18 protein-coding genes and 1 pseudogene are annotated in these 17,307 nt (G+C 57.6%); 12 read left to right on the top strand and 7 right to left on the bottom strand.

The annotated features are described in order from the left end of the window. Positions 1-14: 14 nt before the first annotated feature. Both WN982_RS23300 and WN982_RS23295 read left to right on the top strand, forming a co-directional pair. Positions 15-833 (top strand): annotated as a pseudogene (locus tag WN982_RS23300) (FAD-binding oxidoreductase); the annotation flags it as partial. Positions 834-1,334: 501 nt separating this feature from the next. Further along, a complete protein-coding gene (locus tag WN982_RS23295) occupies positions 1,335-2,033 on the top strand; it encodes a hypothetical protein (protein WP_341318037.1) in 699 nt (232 codons plus the stop codon). On the opposite strand, the gene aspA is transcribed toward WN982_RS23295, so the two are convergent. From aspA to WN982_RS23270, 5 genes are all read right to left on the bottom strand, one after another. Then, complete coding sequence (aspA, locus tag WN982_RS23290) at positions 1,953-3,371, bottom strand: aspartate ammonia-lyase (protein WP_341319388.1); 1,419 nt, start codon at positions 3,369-3,371, stop codon at positions 1,953-1,955. The genes WN982_RS23295 and aspA overlap by 81 nt on opposite strands. A 91-nt stretch (positions 3,372-3,462) precedes the next feature. Further along, positions 3,463-4,932 (bottom strand): amino acid racemase, encoded by a 1,470-nt coding sequence (locus WN982_RS23285; protein ID WP_341318036.1) that lies wholly within the window; start codon positions 4,930-4,932, stop codon positions 3,463-3,465. Next, positions 4,929-6,218, bottom strand: coding sequence for a dicarboxylate/amino acid:cation symporter (locus tag WN982_RS23280; RefSeq protein WP_341318035.1), 1,290 nt, complete (start codon positions 6,216-6,218; stop codon positions 4,929-4,931). Before WN982_RS23280 ends, WN982_RS23285 begins: the two co-directional genes overlap by 4 nt. A gap of 179 nt (positions 6,219-6,397) precedes the next feature. Further along, complete coding sequence (locus WN982_RS23275) at positions 6,398-7,309, bottom strand: LysR substrate-binding domain-containing protein (protein WP_341318034.1); 912 nt, start codon at positions 7,307-7,309, stop codon at positions 6,398-6,400. A gap of 132 nt (positions 7,310-7,441) precedes the next feature. After that, the gene (locus WN982_RS23270; protein WP_341318033.1) at positions 7,442-7,981 is read right to left on the bottom strand and encodes a hypothetical protein; all 540 of its coding nucleotides are present in this window, start codon (positions 7,979-7,981) and stop codon (positions 7,442-7,444) included. Between the two features lie 256 nt (positions 7,982-8,237). On the opposite strand from WN982_RS23270, the gene phaP reads away from it, so the two are divergent. Both phaP and WN982_RS23260 read left to right on the top strand, forming a co-directional pair. Beyond that, on the top strand, positions 8,238-8,732 hold the full coding sequence (gene phaP, locus WN982_RS23265) for a TIGR01841 family phasin (RefSeq protein WP_341318032.1): 495 nt from the start codon (positions 8,238-8,240) through the stop codon (positions 8,730-8,732). 361 nt (positions 8,733-9,093) lie between these two features. Beyond that, entirely contained in the window at positions 9,094-9,615 is a 522-nt protein-coding gene (locus tag WN982_RS23260) for a hypothetical protein (RefSeq protein WP_341318031.1), read from the top strand. Between the two features lie 190 nt (positions 9,616-9,805). Here WN982_RS23260 and WN982_RS23255 read toward each other — a convergent pair whose 3' ends face one another. Further along, complete coding sequence (locus WN982_RS23255; RefSeq protein WP_341318030.1) at positions 9,806-10,516, bottom strand: lysophospholipid acyltransferase family protein; 711 nt, start codon at positions 10,514-10,516, stop codon at positions 9,806-9,808. Between the two features lie 327 nt (positions 10,517-10,843). Then, the gene (locus tag WN982_RS23250) at positions 10,844-11,401 is read right to left on the bottom strand and encodes a Uma2 family endonuclease (RefSeq protein ID WP_341318029.1); all 558 of its coding nucleotides are present in this window, start codon (positions 11,399-11,401) and stop codon (positions 10,844-10,846) included. Between the two features lie 395 nt (positions 11,402-11,796). Between WN982_RS23250 and WN982_RS23245 the strand changes: the two genes are divergently transcribed. The 8 genes from WN982_RS23245 (at position 11,797) to hfq (ending at position 17,049) form a co-directional block, all read left to right on the top strand. Beyond that, positions 11,797-12,024, top strand: coding sequence for a hypothetical protein (locus WN982_RS23245; protein ID WP_341318028.1), 228 nt, complete (start codon positions 11,797-11,799; stop codon positions 12,022-12,024). 308 nt (positions 12,025-12,332) lie between these two features. After that, the gene (locus tag WN982_RS23240; RefSeq protein ID WP_341318027.1) at positions 12,333-12,542 is read left to right on the top strand and encodes a hypothetical protein; all 210 of its coding nucleotides are present in this window, start codon (positions 12,333-12,335) and stop codon (positions 12,540-12,542) included. Positions 12,543-12,857: 315 nt separating this feature from the next. Then, positions 12,858-13,061, top strand: coding sequence for a cold-shock protein (locus WN982_RS23235; RefSeq protein ID WP_154560554.1), 204 nt, complete (start codon positions 12,858-12,860; stop codon positions 13,059-13,061). A 1,149-nt stretch (positions 13,062-14,210) separates the two neighbouring features. Next, positions 14,211-14,786, top strand: a complete 576-nt coding sequence (locus WN982_RS23230; RefSeq protein WP_341319387.1) for a phasin family protein — start codon at positions 14,211-14,213, stop codon at positions 14,784-14,786. 709 nt (positions 14,787-15,495) lie between these two features. Next, positions 15,496-15,744 (top strand): hypothetical protein, encoded by a 249-nt coding sequence (locus WN982_RS23225; protein WP_341318026.1) that lies wholly within the window; start codon positions 15,496-15,498, stop codon positions 15,742-15,744. Positions 15,745-15,897: 153 nt separating this feature from the next. After that, complete coding sequence (locus WN982_RS23220; RefSeq protein ID WP_154560547.1) at positions 15,898-16,143, top strand: hypothetical protein; 246 nt, start codon at positions 15,898-15,900, stop codon at positions 16,141-16,143. Between the two features lie 372 nt (positions 16,144-16,515). After that, the gene (locus WN982_RS23215) at positions 16,516-16,725 is read left to right on the top strand and encodes a hypothetical protein (protein ID WP_341318025.1); all 210 of its coding nucleotides are present in this window, start codon (positions 16,516-16,518) and stop codon (positions 16,723-16,725) included. Between the two features lie 78 nt (positions 16,726-16,803). Then, positions 16,804-17,049, top strand: coding sequence for an RNA chaperone Hfq (gene hfq, locus WN982_RS23210; protein ID WP_341318024.1), 246 nt, complete (start codon positions 16,804-16,806; stop codon positions 17,047-17,049). The last annotated feature ends 258 nt before the right edge of the window (positions 17,050-17,307 follow it).

Below are 17,307 nucleotides of genomic sequence, written 5' to 3'. Positions count from 1 at the left end.
GCAGAACCACGGCTATGAACTCTGTTGAAAGACTCTGTGCTGCATCTGAGGCCGCCGACAGGCTGTCTAACCCCGACACGTGGGAGAGTAGCGGCAGGCCGTGGCCGAGTAGCGAGCAGCAGACGCTGACGTGCTGCCGCGTCGTCGACGAGACGCACGACGTCAGGAGCTTCGCGTTTCGCACGAGTGATGGTCTGCCTGTGCGTTTCGAGCCCGGCCAATTCATGACGGTATCGGCGAATGTGCAAGGACGACCGGTCGAACGTTGCTACACGATTTCCTCTCCGCCCACACGTCCTTATCTGCTTTCCATTACGGTAAAACGGGTTCCGGGAGGGATCATGTCCAACTGGCTTCATAACAACATGAAGCCAGGAAGTCAGTTGAAAGCGTATGGTCCGTCCGGCACGTTCACCCCTACCGCTGCTCCTGCTCCGAAGTCGTTGTATCTGTCAGCGGGGTCGGGCGTGACACCGTTGATGTCGATGACACGCGCGAGCATCGATCTCGGGCTCGACCGTGATATCGCGTTCGTGCACAGTGCAAGAACGCCTGCCGATATCGTGTTTCGCGAGGAACTGCAAAAACTCGCAAAACTCTCTCCTCGGCTTCGCCTCTTCTTCGTATGCGAGGGAATTGGCAATGAGGAGGATTGGGCCGGCGCGACGGGCCGATTGAACCTCGAGCTCCTGTCGGAATGGCTTCCGGATTACACAGACCGCGAGGTGTTCACTTGCGGTCCGGCCGGCTACATGGGTGCGGTAAGGGATCTGCTCCGCGAAGGCGGTCACGACCCGGTGCGCTATCACCAGGAAAGTTTCGATATCTCAGCAGGTGTTGCACCGGTATCGCCGTAGTGAACTCAGCTCAAATCGACGATGACGAGTACGAGTGCTTCACGTGCAAGCGGACATTCCATGCCTCGGGGTTCTCTATCTCGAGAGAGTGGGCCGCGTTGATTACGACGGGAACTACCCTCTGTCGAAATAGCAGATTGCTACGGTCTCGAATGCTACTGCAGTCAAGCCTGCGCTACCGCCCCTTGTCACATAGCGATGACTAACGAATGTGTACCAATTCGCCACCCGGGAATCGGCCTCCTTGAGCTCTGCGCAAAGTGTCGTGCGCCCGTGGATATGGAAGCGTTCCATCTCACTTATGTGGAAAGCCACGATGTTCACGAGAGCGGATTTATCGTGAGAACCTTGGACATAGACTACCTATCAGTTCTTTGTCAAAAATGTCACCCACTTAAATCGGAAGAGCGCCATCAATTTCTTCGCCAGCTATAATCACCGTCGACCGTAACAAAGAAAAACTGACGGACGGGGAACATGGGGCAAAACGAAAACGAAAGGCTGCAAGAGAGTGCGGCGGCAGACAACGGCATCGAGGACAATCTCTACAACTATGCCTCGACCGGCCAAGTTTCTGACTATCTGGAGTCGACCCAGCTCAACAAGTTCGGCACAAAAGGGGGCACCGGGTTCGCCGCCGAAGACGCCAATGCGCTCAATGAAAAGCTGCGCGGCGTAACGGTCAACCAGGTTGGCACCGACAACGCGAAAAACGGCGCCGACCGCGTCGCCGATGGCATCCACGTCCAGACCAAATACTTCGACTTTGCGGCCAAGACAGTCAACGACGCCTTCGACAAGGCGACGGGCGCGTACCGGTATCCTTACGCGCCCATCAAAAGAGTGTTCGGGAAACTTCTTCCTCGACGACGAAGTCCTGCTGGCAGCCGGTGTGCGCGACTTTGCACAGTACGACGTGCAGGCTGGGGCTGCATAGCAAGCAGATTTTTTTGTCGAGGCCTTGCCGGGCATGTTACCGGCGGACAATATGACGAAGCGTACAAAGGCCCCGTGAGACTTGCTCCCAGCAGCGCCCCGGTCGGAATTCTTAAAGTCGATGACCGGAACGAGCCACGCGCCCCGGTTGACTATTCTTTAAGCAGCCGACGCGGCTTTCCTTGGCTGGGTCAGCATGGCGGGCTGCAAAATCTCGTTGAGCTGAGATTGACTCAATAGCCCTTTGCTAATCACTATCTCCGCCACGCTTCGACCGGATGCAAGGGCTTCCTGTGCAACCTCCGTCGCATGCGCATACCCAATGTATGGGTTAAGCGCTGTCACGATTCCAATCGAATTTTCGACGATTGAGCGCAGCCGATCCCGATTGGCTGTGATTCCGTCGACACATCTGGACGCCAGCGTCAAACATCCTGCCCGCAGATGGGCGACACTCTTGAAGAGGCTGTGCGCGATGATTGGCTCGAACGCGTTGAGTTGAAGCTGCCCGGCCTCTGCGGCAAAGCTGACGGTCACGTCATTACCGATGACCTCAAACGCTATCTGATTGACGACCTCGGGTATGACTGGGTTGACCTTGCCCGGCATGATGCTGGAGCCGGCCTGAACCGGTGGCAGATTGATTTCCCCAAGACCTGCGCGGGGGCCGCTTGAAAGGAGTCGGAGGTCGTTGCACGTCTTCGAAAGCTTCACCGCAACGCGCTTCAACACGCCAGACAGTTGCACAAATGACCCGACATCCTGCGTCGCTTCGACCAGGTTTGGAGACGTAGTCAACGGAATACCGGTTACGTCGCTCAGGTGTCGGCATACGAGTTGTGCATACTCGGGATGCGTGTTGATGCCCGTTCCAATGGCTGTTGCGCCCAGGTTAATCTCACAAATCAACTTTGATGCTTCCCTGAGACGCTCCTCGTCTTCGCCGAGCATGACAGCAAACGTGCTGAACTCCTGTCCCAACGTCATGGGAACTGCATCCTGCAGTTGAGTTCGCCCAATCTTCAGGTCGTCCTTGAACTCTTCGGCCTTGCGTTCGAACGATGCTCGGAGCACGGCCATTGCGTCTACCAGTTGCATGATTCCCGCGTGCGTCGCGATTTTCAATGCAGTCGGGTATACATCGTTCGTGCTTTGCCCGAGGTTGACGTCCTCATTGGGATGAAGGATGTGGTACTCGCCTCGTTCGTGCCCGAGGTGCTCAAGAGCAAGATTGGCAATGACCTCATTTGCGTTCATGTTGGTTGAGGTGCCGGCACCGCCCTGAATGACGTCTACGACAAAGTGCTCGTGTGCGACACCGGAACGGACCTGCCTGCAGGCTTGCACAATAGCCGCCATCTTGAGCTCGTTGAGAAGCCCAAGGTCGTGATTCGCTAGCGCAGCCGCCTCTTTAACATTCGCAAGCGCGTTGATGAGATTCGGATAAGCCGAGATAGGAATTCCTGTGATGGGGAAATTCTCCAGTGCGCGCAGCGTGTGGACGCCATAGTAGGCTGCCGCAGGTACGGCGAGGTCGCCGAGGAGGTCGTGTTCGATGCGTTCGATGGCCGTGGGCATAGCTTCCTTGATAGAAAAAATACGGGCGATGTTCGACACCCGACGCGCATGTACGTCACGGGGTCGGGGGATGAATGATTTGGTCGGGCGCTTAGCCGCGTTGCGATTCCGCTGCCGCAGTTGCGTACGCAACACACTGCCGGGCAAGTACGTCTGTGGGGTCCACCAGGCGGACGGACGTGCCACTCGACCCGACGAAATCCGCCTGCGGAAGTAGCAGCGGCAGCTCGGTGCAGCCAAGGATGACAACTTCTACGCCTTGGGAAATAAGTCCGTCAATCGCAGCAGCGATATCGGACTGGCACTGCCCGGTCGTGAACCCTGCTTTCGCGCCTTCCTTGCCGTAAATTGCGTCCATAACTCGTGCCTGCAAAGTCGGGCCCGGAACGACCTCCTGTAACCCTTGTGAGGTGAGCGCCTTTTCGTAGACACCGCTTTCGACCGTACCCGAGGTCGCCAGCACGCCGACGGAACGCAGTGAGGGAAAGGTCTCGCGGAGGTAGCGGACAGTAACCGTCAGCATGTTCACGATAGGTATGCTGAGATACGGCTGAATACGCTCGACGAACGCGTGAGCGGTGTTACATGGAATAGCAATGATGTCCGCGTCTCCCGATTCGAGCTTTTTGCATGTCGCGTAAAGGGAGATGGTCGGGTCAGGTCCGTCGCCAATCAGGCTTTCTGTGCGGTCCGGTATCTGCGGGTTCTGCTCGACCAACAGTTTGATGTGGTCCTGGTCCCGTTTAGCGGGTGTGTTGCGCACTATCTTGTGGATGAAATCGACGGTTGCCGCTGGTCCTACCCCGCCGACCACACCGACCTTGAACAGCGTTTCGGGCGAAGAATACTGGCCCGATACGACGTATTGTGCATATGCCAGATTCGAATCGACTAGCGGCACCTGCAGCGGACCAATCTCCTCGGCTACCAGAGCGATTTCGGTCAGAGCCGGGACAATGATGTTGACGCCCTGTGAGATGAGGTCCTCACACGCCTCGCGCAAAAGCTCCACCGGTCGGCCACTCAAGTTTCCGCTCTTTACGCCCTTAGGCCCATAGACGGCCTCCGTGACGAGGTCGAGGTTGTCTCTCAGGGTGGGATAAACAATCTCAAATTCAGGCGCCGAAAAATACTTCTCGAACAGCCCTTTCCGACGCGTGTAGTCGGACGCAAGGACGCCGATTCGACGCACGGCAGGAAATTTCCGCTGAACGTGGCTGCGAACAGCCTCAACCATGTCGACAATCTGAAGCGGCGAATTTGCCTTCAGCTCATCGATAAACGTGTGACTGAGGAAGCAAGGAAGCACAACCGTCGTCACACCCTGCTTTTCGAAGCGGCTAATCAGGTCGAAGATATACAGCTTCCGTTGCGTCGTAGCCTCAGTCCCAGTACCCGAGTTGCCGAAAGGATGCTGCTCGAATACCACGTTGAAGTGCTCCGCGTCGCTGGTTGCGGGAGTCGATTTAACGAGCTTGAAGAATACGTCCGCGCTCGCCAGAGGCCCCAAGCCGCCCACAACCCCGAACTTGCGCACGTTCTTTTCCTTCACTTCTTTCATTTCGTCTCGCCTTGCAGTTGAACGAAGGCAACGTCGCTGGCGCGTTTCGCATGCTTGGCTGAGCGCTTGGCCTCCCACTTCGCGATGACGGCCGTTGCGATGCTGTTGCCAATCACGTTTGTGGCGGTTCGCCCCATGTCGAGAACCTGGTCGATGGCGAGGATGAGCACGACTCCGGATGGCGGCAGATGGAACATCGGTGCAACAGCAGCAACCACGACCACCGAGCCTCGGGCGACACCTGCCATCCCCTTGCTGCTAACCATGAGTACGAGCAACATCATGATTTGTGCGCCCAGCGGCATGTCGATGCCGAAAGCCTGTGCGATGAAAATCGCAGCGAATGCCTGGTACATCATCGAGCCGTCCAGATTGAACGCGTATCCAAGCGGCAAGGTGAACCCAACAACCTTTTTGTCGACCCCGAACTCTTCAAGCTTTTCGGTCAAGCGGGGGTAAGCCGCCTCGCTACTCGCTGTCGAAAACGCGAGCATCGCGGGTTCGCGAATTGCCTTCAGCAGCGTCCAAATCTGCTTCCCGAGAAAGAAATAGCCAACAAGGATGAGAAGCGTCCAAAGAAGCACGAGACCCACATAGAAGCTGCCGATGAGTTTGCCGTACGTGGTCAGCACATCCAGGCCATGTACAGTAATCGCCGAGGCCAGCGCACCGAACACACCAATCGGCGCGAGACGCATCACATAGTCTGTCAGCTTCAGCATGGCTGGGACGAGAGCATCTACGCCAGCGACCAGAGGTGCCACACGCGGGTCGGTCTTGATGACGCTCAGTACGACGCCGAACAGCACGGAGAAAACGAGGATTTGCAGGATATCGTTTCGGGCCATCGCGTCAATGATGCTGGTCGGAAACGCATGGGTCACGAAGTCTTTGAAGTTCAGGCCGGCGGTATTCAAACCTGTCGTCACGTCAGCGCTGGTCTGCACCATATGTAGCCCTGCGCCTGGTTGAAATAGGTTCGCCAGGACAAGACCGAGGGCGAGGGACAGCAAAGACGCGCAAAGGAACCATCCCACTGACCTGAACCCGATTCGGCGCACGTCGCTTGTCCCCGCCATGCCGGCAAGGCCGGACACCAACGTCGCAAAGACCAGCGGCGCGATAATCATCTTCACGAGACGAAGAAAGATATCCGTGATGATTGAGAAGTAGCCGGCGATGGCCTTCGCTTCTGCCGCATCCGCAACAGACCGATGACAGATGTAGCCGACGACCACGCCGAGCAGCATGCCGACAAAAATATAGAGTGTGAGGCGATTCTTCATTTGAATCCGTCCAGGAATGGCGGACGGCGGTCGACTGTACCGCCGTGCGCATGAATGGCAAAAACGTCGCTGAATCAGCCGGTTTTTGTGTATGGACGGATGTTAAGGAACCTCAAAAATACGTCGATGCTATTACTGCATGTGCCTATGCGAGTTTGGCATAACCCGTGAAAACCCTATCAGGAGGGCTGCGAAGCCGCGCGAATATGCCCCCAGAGCTTTTCCAGAAACTCGCTACGATTCGAGGCATCGCGGTACACGCGTAGCTCGACCTCGAGATGCCATTCGGAGCGCCCAGCGGGGACCAGTTCGCCAGACTCGAGTTCACTAATGATGGAACTTTTGGGCAGCCATGCGACCCCTTCGCCTTCCATCACGAGCTTCTTCAGCACTTCCGCCATGTCCGACTCGTAATGAAGCTGCAGCACTGGGGCAGCAGTTGCTTGCCCAAGAAGTAGCGCGAGGCAGCGGCCGAAATAGCTGGTTTCCGTATAGGAGATGAGTGGGAGCGGACGGTTCGCCGTTCCCGGCAACCGGAACGCAGGGGCTGAGCGTTCATTGGGGCGGCACACAGGCATGAACGTGTCGACGCCTACGGTTAGATGCTGGTATCGCGCCGAGTCCAGATGCAGCGGCAACTCTGGATGGTGATACGCAAACATCAGTTCGCAGTTACCGTTGACGAGCATCAGAATCGAATCGTGCACGTTGGTCGGAATAACCCGAGCGCGTACCTCGCCAAAATGTGCGGTGAGAGTCTTCAACCATGCAGGCAGAAAGCTCAGCGCGATTGTGTGGCCGGCCGCAATCTGCAGGCCTTTGCCGGCCATTCGTTGCTCGGTGCGGATGATGGCCCGCGTATCGAAAAGCTTTTCGAGAATGTCTTCCGCTGCTTCCTGGAACAGTCGCCCTGCTGGCGTTAGCGTCGGGGGAAAACTGCTCCGGTCGATGAGGTCAGCGCCCACCCATTGCTCAAGCGACTGGATTCGCCGGCTAAAACCAGACTGTGTCACATTCCGAAATTCCGCTGCCCGTGAAAAGCTTTGATATCGGGCAAGCGCGATGAAGTCTTCAATCCACTTGATTTCCATATCTGGTCCTGTGACAAGTCTTAGCGCCTGCGAGACCGAGAGATTCTACGCTGGGCCGCTTCCTCGGTAACGCGATAGGACGCGGATGTCATCGAGCAGGGAAGGACCGACACGCTCCAGGTATTCACGCCTTCAGGTTCCGTTCAACTGCGCGAGGCTCGGCTCAGACATGCGGGTGACCACGTGCGGTCCGGTGCCGTCGTTGATTGGATAGTCCTTGTATTCTGAGAACGCGTAGTTCAACAGGCTACCGGCACCCGTTATCCGGTCACTAGCCGTTGGTGCACCCAGCAGCACAGCAAAGACTCGTCTTGTCACGTGGGGAGACGCCTGTTTTCTCTTCGCGGTTGCGACGATGCAGTAGCCGGCCGCTTGGGTATGGCCCGTCTTCATGCCATCGACCGAAGGGTCCTTTCCAAGCAGCCAGTTCTTGTTTCGCTTCTCGAACTTGCCGAATGCGAAATGCTGCTCCGATGAGAAGGCGTAGTACTCCGGGAAGTCCTTGGTGAGACGCAAGGCCAACGGGGAAAGGTCGTGAGCGGTCGAGTAATTTCCCGGAGTCGTAACGCCCGACGGCGTCGAGTAGTGGGTATGTTTCATTCCGAGCTGCGGCGCCGTTTCGTTCATGAGCGGCTCGAAGCCGGCAAGGGAGCCGCCGACGCGCTCGGCCATGACAAAGCCGCATCGTCGGCAGAGGCGGCAATCAGACCGCGGACGAGCTCTTTGACTGGCACCAGTTGTGCCGGTACCAGGTACAACCGCAAACTTGCCACGTCGATGTCGTGGCGAAACTGATTGACTTCCAGGTATTCCCCCGTACAATGAGTTTTGTTGCATTGCAGCAATTGGCCTTCGGCCCTCGCGGCGCGTGGATTTTGTTTTCACTCAGAGCCCCTCGCACTTGCCGCCTTACCCCTTCGGAGCAGTGATGAGCACTCTTACCCCCCAACAACTGGTTGCCGCCCAGCAAGCCGGCCTCGAAACGCTTTTCGGCCTGACGAACAAGGCCTTTGAAGGCTTCGAAAAGCTGGTTGTGTTAAATTTGCAGATTGGCAAAGCGACTCTCGCCGAAAACCAGGAAATCCTGACCAAGGCACTTTCAGTCAGCAACCCGAGTGAACTGTTCGCGCTGCCAGCAAGCCTGTCTCGGCCTGTTGCGGAAAAGGTGGCAGCGTACGGCCGCCAAGTTCACGAAATCGTGTCCGGAGTTCAGAGCGGATTCTCGGCCGCCGCGACAACGCAGGTCCAGCAATTCCAACGAGATGCGCAAGGGTTCGTCGAAAACCTCACGAAGAATGCCCCTGCAGGAAGTGAATCGGCCGTTGCAGCATGGAACTCGGCCTTCTCCGCAGCTAATGCCACCTATGAATCGGCCAACAAGGCCGCAAAGCAGTTCGTGTCGACCGTATCCGCCGTTCAATAAGACTGCTTCGTCTCCCACAGACCTTCTGTATCGACAAATGCGAACTTAGGTTCGCATTTCTACTTCCTGCAGCCGATGTATTGAGAAGCGACGAATGCCAAACATCGTTGCATTGAGCGAATACCGTGCTTAGTGATTACGCACCGACCGTGACTCAACAAGTTTGAGGCGTTCAGGCGCGTGGACGGCGCCCCGAACAGCGACGCCGGCTCGCCGGTAGCTGACAGCGCTGCTGCTATCTTGCAATCAGAATACGTCGACCTGTTCGACGAAGATGCGCCGGAATATGAGGCGACTGGACGAGGCGTTGCGCCGAAACAGGGCGTTTCCAGCCAGGGACAAAATGAACGGACACACTGCAATGGACGACCGGTTTGATAGACGAGAACTGCTGCTTCACCTTGGCGACATTCTTGACGCTTTGAACTGTTTAGCCAAGACGAGTCGCCCGGGCGCACTGGTGGTGCAGCTTGCGCATGAGGAGGATTCATTGCAGGACTTTGAGTTCCTCCGGGCGATTGCGCCAAAAATGACGGTGGCCGAATTCACCAAACGCGTCACCAGCGCGTTCTTCCTGTGGCCAAGGGAGCTGCTAGAGGCGGAGCTCAACCGGGACGCACTGGCGTCAACGGTTCAGCACAACCTTTTTGACGGTAACCCTGACGGCTGGAACGCGTATATCAGCCACGTCCAGAACAAAGTGAAGTGGTTTGGGACCGGGCTTTCGAATATTAAAAAGGGCGCTCTGGCTGAACCGTCGCACGATGCCACAGATGAGGCGAGTCCGGTCGAGGCACCGGTCACGGCCGTGCCGCCCGTGGAGGCGGATGTGCGCAACGAGAAGAGAGGTTGGCCTTGGCCCGAGCCGAGGTCGAAGTCGTGACGCTTGCAGCTCGTAGTCGCCGCAGTCTTCCGTGTTGCACGAACGGCTCGCGGGCCGCCAATGCCCAAGGCATTTTTCACGCCGAGCCCATCAGTTCATTTTTTGGTGCTGGGTAACGGGAGACCTACGCATTAGCGAAGGTCTCCAAGCTGACAACGGCATATGGGGAAGCCACCTGGCGCGGAGGCCATCAGAGCCTCAGCAACTCAGCTTTCATCCAGTCGTGGACTGCCCGGCTCAATTCCTGTTGTGAGGTGCCTTGGGGTGAAAATGCGGGACCGACGACCACCCGGATGTGCCCCACCCTGTCAGGCCATCCCTTCGCGGGCCAAACTTTTCCGGCGTTGTGGACGACAGGGACGACCGGAGCGCCGGTCGCGCATGCCAGACGAATGCCACCCGACGTCAGTTTCAATGGTGCCCCGTGCGGCACGCGGGTGCCTTCCGGGAATATGACTACGACGTCGCCCTTTGCCAGCCGCTCGGCACACTCCTGTGTCACTGCCAGATGGGCCTGGCGCGGCGAACCACGATTCAGGCTGACCATGTCGAGGCCACGCAGCACCCATCCGAAGAACGGAATACGCAGAAGGTCTTCCTTGAACACAAAGCTGATGCGTCGTGGAAACAGTGCGAGGAATGCCAGCGTCTCCCACGTGGATTCATGACGGCACAAGATTATTGATGGCCCTGCCGGAAGCTGCTCGAGCCCCTCCACCGAGCATGTGACGCCGGGTAGCCAGCGCATCGCGGCAACCATCGCACGACACCACTGCGCCGCAAGCCAGTAGCGACCGGACCTTCCGACGAAAGGGAATAGCATCAGTATCCCTATCGAGTAGAACGTCCCGCTGCCGAGCAGGCAGACAATGAACAGCCATTTGATGAACGTAGAGCGCATGGTGAGCCGAATGAAATGGGGATGACAGCGGGAGGCTTTCGCCGCTACCCACAGAGACTGCGCGGTAGGCGATACGTTGGCGCGTTGGCGTCGCTGCAGTGGCCTGGCGCAGCAGGAAGTGACGAAGCGGCTTAGCCCCGGCAACTGAGCGGCATCGATTCCGCGAGTACCCAAGCAGCCCGTTCGCTGGTTCCACCGGCAGCCAATTTCAAGCCCGCTCTGCGGCTTTGTCGAACGATGGTTACGCTAGTATTCAAGCGAACGAGTCGCCGTGTTGAAATGCTGGTGACGTTCGCCCTGTGTGGACCTCATGCGAATGATACGTTCTCAACAACGAACGCTGGGAATGGAGGACACATCGCCTTCTTCGAAATACATGCGGTCAAGCGATAGCGTTATCCCGAACATTGAAGCTTGTCGCCGGCCCGTGGCTCCCCAGAATTCAACCTGCCCGCGCTGGCCGACAACAATGACCTCGGCGGCACCGCCTTCCAGATAGCTTTTAACCCTTCGGTCTATGTCCTGCGTTCTGTCGCTATCGAGAAGCACCTCAACACAAAGGTCGGGCACGAAAGGCACGGGGTCGTCGCGGTCGAAACCTTCCCACTTGTCGCATGGCATCCATACGACGTCCGGGACCCTGATGCCAAAGGAGGGAGTGGCGACGGGTACCGACATGACAGCAAGATGGCCAATCTGCTCGGTCACATGACAGAAAATATCAGTGAGCACTATCTGGCGCCTTGCCGACGGGAGCGAATTCATCACCACCTTACCGCGCTCGTCCAACTCGTACGGTTCCCGCTGACCAAATTCCGCCCTCGCAGTCAGGCGACGCCATACCGCCAGCAATCCGTTGCAGTCCAGGAGAGTAGGCACGTCCATGAGCTTCTCGCAGGGAAGGTGCTTAAGCGTATACCCTCTCGCCCCGATTTAACAATTATGTATGTGTGCACTGCAACATTCAAGCGGCTTTCACGGCCGAGGCCGGCATCAGTCTGTTTTGTTCATGCGGGATTGCGGCGAACCGACCCACGTTCGTTTTCGGACAGGCGACGAATCCGGCTCGCCTTTGCCTGATGGGTCGGCCACATCTCGATGAAGCCAAAATGTGACCTCTGCCGCTGGGTTGCCCCCGTCCGGGCATGGGTGTTGCCGTGGCGTTGCTATTTTCATGAACGTGTGCGGTGAAATCGTCCATCTCCTTGCGAGGCAGCCCTTCACAGTCTAAGGTTCAAGTAGTTTCTCAAGTCTGTTGTGCGCTGCGGCAGGAGGAAGAGATGCGAACCGCCACGCGACATCTCGTACGGTTGCTGTCCGATAGCAAGCGTGCCCATGAATGCAGGACGCTCCGGGCGGTTGCCACCCGCAACACGATGCGCCTGGCGGCGGAGGAAGCCGCCGCTGAGCCGGCCCCGCCGAAAGACATCTGTCGCGACGAGACGCGCCGCTCGTCGGCGGAAATCTACCTCCTGCCCGGTCCCGAAACAGGCTCTTGGCTGCACTAGAAGTGTGCGTGCGAGGGCGTTGGCTGAGGCCAGTTCACATCGGCGCGCCAGGCAGCAGGAACCGTCACCGGCGTGTTAGCGCCAGGAAAGCTGATAGAGCGTAGGATTGGGACACGGTCTTGCGGACTAGCGCGGTGCCGGCCCATGCCGGTCCTGCATCGTGTGCCCGCATTCTGGTAAAAGGCATCGTGAAATTCGTTGCAGCGACAACCGGCATATTCAACGAGCCAGGCAAATGAAGGAGAAACATCGCTTTGGGGCTGGTCGACTCAGGGTGTGCTCCGCCGTCTGGCCACAGGAGGTCCCACATGAAACTAGACGCCGCCATGTTTGTGCGACTGCGCCGTCTCGCTCCGGTTCTCGATGACGTACTCAACGCAGGAGAGGTCGAGCACGCAGACCAGGCCGTGGACCTCGCTTCACTTGCTGAGCTGTGCTCACAGTTGTTCGACGCGTACCATTGCGAACACCCGGGCGAGATTGCGCAAGCGCGACTCGACGCTCTCGAGCCGCAGTAACATACTTCGTCTGGACAAACCCCACACGGCTTAGCAAACAACGGGAACGCAGTCCTGAATCATCGGGCGTGCTGATAGTGCGCCTTTTCTTGCATCGCGACACTTTATACGAGACAAGGTGTTGCACCTCACATTTGAGACCGTCGTCCGAATTGACCCGTACTCCGCAATCGGCTACAAATTCGGTGTCGGAGTCTTGGATAGCGGTTTCAACACTGTGGTTGAGCGCCGGGCAGTAACTTCCGCTGTTGCAATGTGTACAAGATTCAGGCTTACGGAATTCGGTGCGCTCTTTACACTTTGTTGGATTGAATGATGGAAACAGGCACAGTAAAGTGGTTCAACGACGCGAAAGGCTTCGGCTTTATCACGCCGGACGATGGCGGTGCGGACTTGTTCGCCCACTTCTCGGAAATCAGGGCGGCGGGATTCAAGTCATTGCAGGAAAACCAGAAGGTCAGCTTCGACGTGAAGATGGGCCCGAAAGGTAAGCAGGCCGCAAACATCACGCCGGTCTGAGAGAAAATCTGCGTCACTGCAGCATACGATGCCCGGTTCGCCGGGCATCGTCCATTTCCGACGACGCTCAGCCCGGAGAGCATCACTACCTTCGGCGCGATACCTAACCTCCCGCAATTCGCTAAACTGCAGAATGCCCCTCGTTTCGCTCAATCAGATTTCCATCTGTACCTTTAGACCTGTTTCCATGGAGCGACTCGTTGAGCCCATGTACGCGGTCTTCTGACTTCTCCCGCGGTGTCGTTTGAACCGTACCATTGATAGCAATTCAAGCAGTTGTAGTCGAAGCAGCAGGCAGTTAAAGCATCGGGAGTTGAACTACCGCGTAGTTGAAGCAGTATGCGTTAAAGGCGGTGGGAGTTTGCATCAAGCACGCGTCGACCTGCAAGGCACTGAAGTCGTGTGTTAGTTGTTAGCACAACTATTCCTCCGCGTGCGTGTTGGTGTCAAACAAAAAACAATTCGCAGAAGTCGTTGCACCGTATTCGGCCCGTGCTTCGCTTTTCTCGGTCGGCAACTGTGTCCCGTCGCACAGACGATGTAAAGCCATCATTACACGACATGGTGAAAGCCAGAGCCTGCCCGGACTTCTCCAAATGGACCGCCCGGCGCGGTCGATAGCGTTTCTCGCACGGGCCAGCCTCTTGTTTAAGCTGGGACGGGGGTACTGGAAGATTCGCCGTTGCCTCATCAGCAAAGCGCGAACATTTTTCAACGCGTGCGCCAGCGTTCGACTGAACCGTTGACGATGGCGTCCCACCGGGCGGACACGCCTACGCGCACCGAAGCAACGACTTTGCGCATCGAGTTCGACAACGCTCCACAACGGCTTCGGCCGGCTGACTGAAACTTTTTTTGCGGCGTTGCACACACCCAAGTAAAAGTTCATGTATGACCTCCCAGCAAGCCCTAGGCGTTGGCCGGGTTTTCCCTGGAGCCGCGCCGTGCGTCAACACCAGCGGGGCATTCAGCGTCTCTGGCACAGGCCACGTATCGCCGCAACGCAGCAAACGATTGACATTCGCACACTCAGACCTAGAATGGATTCCGCTGCATCGCACCAAAGTTCCTACTCTCTGGCGCGTCGCTCGTGATTCCGTTCACCGGTGTTCCGGAGATTCGCCACTTCAACCCCCTATGGAGTTAGTGATGAGCAGTCTTGCCCCTGAACAACTGGTCGCCGCGCAGAAGGTTGGTTTCGAAACGATATTTGGTCTCCTGACCAAAGCTTTCGAGGGCATCGAAAAGCTGGTTGAGCTGAACCTGCAAGTGGTCAAATCGACGCTCACCGAAAATCAGGAAATCACGGCCAAGGCGCTTTCGGCCAAAGACCCGCAGGACTTGTTCGCTCTGCAGGCCAGCTATACGCAGTCCGTGACAGACAAAGTGCAGTCATACGGCCGTAGCGTGTACGAAATCATCTCCGGCACGCAAGGTGAACTCGCGGCGGCGGCTGAAGCGCAGGTCCAGCAGTACTATCGCGAGACGCAAGAGTTCGTCGACAAGCTCGCGAAGAACGCACCGGCTGGAAGCGAAACCGCCATGGCAGCATGGAAGAAATTCATCACGACGGCCAGCGAAGCGGCCAGCACAACGTATGAAGCTGCCAGGAAAGCCGCGCAGCAAGCGGTGGAGATTGCCGAAAGCAATGTTAGCGCTGCGTCTGCCACCCCGGCCAAGCGGACTCGACAGGCCGTTGTACCAGTCGAAGCCGATGGGAAGTAGTAGTGTTTTGACGTCGGACACGGCCGTCAAATTCTTCAAGCGAGCCCCTTGCTCGCTTTTTTTTCGAGTGGCCTTTTGAGGCCCGAGGTCCACTGCGCCTCGGACGCCGTCATGAGGCCAGGTTCCTGAGTTGGAAATTCACCGGCAAAGTTGCGCGCGTAGCCACCGTTGCATCGGCGGATTGCGTCCAGTACCAATCACACGAAGTAACCAAACGACTTGTGGCCGAAGCGGCGTCGTATCGAGTGCAACAGGGCACGGCCAAATCAACGGGAACGAGCTTGAAGGAGACGCGGATGAACACGTCGGCAAAGTCTTTGCGTTTGCTGGTTGAAAAATGGCTGACGCCAACTTCGGCGACGCCGGTTCGGGTAACCCGATTCGGTCGCACAGGCTCTAATCGGCGGCGTTATGTATGCGTTGAGGCACTGCGACCTGAAGGCCCGGTTGCGCTTTTTTTCTTCCAGCACGACGACGGTACCTGGCGCGTGTTTCCGCCCGAGACCGGGAGCTAACAATACGTGCTTACACAAGTGCCATTTGATTGCGTTAGACGTCGCCGCTCGCTCCGCCCGGACCGAGCGGCCGCGCCCAGCCACAGCGGTGCTTATACTACCGGGTGTTTATCAGGTATGCGTTTTCTCGGCGCTGGAGGTACACGCGGCCGGAATCGCGCCTTGGGTAGCGCTGCTTTGTCACATGGAGCCATATGCCCACAGTGAGGAAGCCAACTGATGAAGCACTTGCGCTGGAACGAGTGGTGAATGCGGCTCGCGCAGTGCAAGCTGCGCTGACCGCTCTCAAACCGCGCTTTGCTTCGGATGGAGACGGACAGCCGTCGACGCTGGAGCTCGTGGCGTTCGAAGTCGCGATGCAAGAACTGAAAGACGCGCGCGAAGCGTTTGACATCCTCATATCCCGCACGTTAGGCGAAAATCCGACAGCGACGCATCTATAGCATGCAGCTCGTCAGCGGTTCATCCGCTGCTTGCGTCGTCTCGCAGCAGGCAGCGTCGTAGCTCAACTTGGCCGGTGGGTGCAGCCGACGCCGCGACGAATGTTCGGCCGGGCAATCGAACCTCGATGAAATGCAAGCAATGGGAGATGCTTCATGCGTATCAACGGTGCGACAGGCACGATGATTCTGATGACTGAGCGAGACGACACGACCGGCCAAGACGTGCGCGTCTTGCGCCTGGAAGCAGCGGCTGACGGCAAGGCCGTCCTGCTCATCGACGTTGACCAACGGAAGCCCGGCATTCATCGCGAAATACGCTACGAGATTACTGCCGCAGAGTTGATTGCAGCGATTCGTGCGCATGGTGCTGAGCTGCCCGGGGAGCAGCCCAATCCGTGAAGTACGCTACAACTCGGGGCCGCTGGACCAGCACAGGTGTTCCACCGCCCACTTGCTAACCATTCACGTTTTCGCAGCGATGCGGGTAGCCGCGCGTCGCATCGAGGAGTGACCGTGGAGGCGCAGATGACAGAATCGTAATCTGCCGGTCAGCACACGGTCAGTTTAAAAGGTCAATATAAGGACATTGCCTTGTGGACTGGGGGTGCCGACCTATGCCGGTCCTGCATTGCCACCCCTTCCGGGTAGAGACATCATGAAACTCGTTGCATGCAAACGACATTTTTAACGAGCCAGGCATACGGAGGGTGAGCATCGCCTTGGTGCTGGCCGACTCGGTGAACTGCACAGTCTGGCCACAGGAGGTTCAACATGAAACTAGACGCCAGCACGTTTGTGCGACTGCGCCGTCTCGCTCCGGTTCTCGATGACGTACTCAACGCGCGCGAAGTCGAGCATGCAGACCAGGCCGTAGACCTTGCTTCGCTTGCCCAGCTATGCTCACAGCTGTTCGACGCATACCATTGCCACCACCCCGGCGAGATTGCGCAAGCACGACTCCAAGCCGTTGAGTCGCTGTAACGCACCACCTCGGGGACTGGCTCGCGGCTTCAGGTATCGCCGGTACAATCGAAGGAACTATCGGATTGACCTCAGAACGTGACTACACACCCGTGCGTACAAGACGACTTTCTGCAGACGCTCGTAAAGGACCAGACCACCGTAAACGTGTTCCTCGTGAACGGCATCAGACTGAGTGGTCAACTGGCCGGCTTTGACCAGTTTGCAGTTCTGTTGGAGTCTGGTCCAGGCGTGCAACTTGTTTTCAAACATGCCATTTCGACCGTGATGCCGGTCGACGGCAGGGGGTCCGGCACGCGACCCGACCGACGCACCGATGGGTAGCGACAAACCGAACCACTTGCGAACTCGCGTCCGACGAGAACTGCCATGACACGCTGTTGCCTACGCCTGACCTGCGCATAGCCAGGCGACGTCTACGTCGAGAAGTTCAGACAGGCGCTCGCAATCCGTGCTCTTCGGAACGGTGACTCCGGCGCGCCAAAGGCTCACGTCACCTTCCGGTACGCCGAGAGACCGGGCCACCCGACTGGAAGTAACCTTTGCGCGCTTGATGGTCATGTCCAGTCGTGCTGCGAAGGC

The organism is Paraburkholderia sp. IMGN_8, assembly GCF_038050405.1.
In the GTDB taxonomy this organism is placed as follows: Bacteria; Pseudomonadota; Gammaproteobacteria; order Burkholderiales; family Burkholderiaceae; genus Paraburkholderia.
Note: the sequence above shows the minus strand (reverse complement) of the source record. Positions and strands in the feature narration are given on the sequence as shown.

Excerpts from the sequence above, each read along its gene's own strand:
- WN982_RS23270 (WP_341318033.1), bottom strand. The coding sequence starts at position 7,981 with ATGGCCGAGCGCGTCGGCGGCTCCCTTGCCGGCTTCGAGCCGCTCATG.
- WN982_RS23240 (WP_341318027.1), top strand. The coding sequence starts at position 12,333 with ATGAAACTAGACGCCGCCATGTTTGTGCGACTGCGCCGTCTCGCTCCG.
- WN982_RS23280 (WP_341318035.1), bottom strand. The coding sequence starts at position 6,218 with ATGAAGAATCGCCTCACACTCTATATTTTTGTCGGCATGCTGCTCGGC.
- WN982_RS23250 (WP_341318029.1), bottom strand. The coding sequence starts at position 11,401 with ATGGACGTGCCTACTCTCCTGGACTGCAACGGATTGCTGGCGGTATGG.
- WN982_RS23260 (WP_341318031.1), top strand. The coding sequence starts at position 9,094 with ATGGACGACCGGTTTGATAGACGAGAACTGCTGCTTCACCTTGGCGAC.
- WN982_RS23255 (WP_341318030.1), bottom strand. The coding sequence starts at position 10,516 with ATGCGCTCTACGTTCATCAAATGGCTGTTCATTGTCTGCCTGCTCGGC.
- WN982_RS23215 (WP_341318025.1), top strand. The coding sequence starts at position 16,516 with ATGAAACTAGACGCCAGCACGTTTGTGCGACTGCGCCGTCTCGCTCCG.
- phaP (WP_341318032.1), top strand. The coding sequence starts at position 8,238 with ATGAGCACTCTTACCCCCCAACAACTGGTTGCCGCCCAGCAAGCCGGC.
- WN982_RS23225 (WP_341318026.1), top strand. The coding sequence starts at position 15,496 with ATGCCCACAGTGAGGAAGCCAACTGATGAAGCACTTGCGCTGGAACGA.
- WN982_RS23275 (WP_341318034.1), bottom strand. The coding sequence starts at position 7,309 with ATGGAAATCAAGTGGATTGAAGACTTCATCGCGCTTGCCCGATATCAA.
- WN982_RS23285 (WP_341318036.1), bottom strand. The coding sequence starts at position 4,932 with ATGAAAGAAGTGAAGGAAAAGAACGTGCGCAAGTTCGGGGTTGTGGGC.
- WN982_RS23235 (WP_154560554.1), top strand. The coding sequence starts at position 12,858 with ATGGAAACAGGCACAGTAAAGTGGTTCAACGACGCGAAAGGCTTCGGC.
- WN982_RS23295 (WP_341318037.1), top strand. The coding sequence starts at position 1,335 with ATGGGGCAAAACGAAAACGAAAGGCTGCAAGAGAGTGCGGCGGCAGAC.
- WN982_RS23245 (WP_341318028.1), top strand. The coding sequence starts at position 11,797 with ATGCGAACCGCCACGCGACATCTCGTACGGTTGCTGTCCGATAGCAAG.
- WN982_RS23220 (WP_154560547.1), top strand. The coding sequence starts at position 15,898 with ATGCGTATCAACGGTGCGACAGGCACGATGATTCTGATGACTGAGCGA.
- WN982_RS23230 (WP_341319387.1), top strand. The coding sequence starts at position 14,211 with ATGAGCAGTCTTGCCCCTGAACAACTGGTCGCCGCGCAGAAGGTTGGT.
- aspA (WP_341319388.1), bottom strand. The coding sequence starts at position 3,371 with ATGCCCACGGCCATCGAACGCATCGAACACGACCTCCTCGGCGACCTC.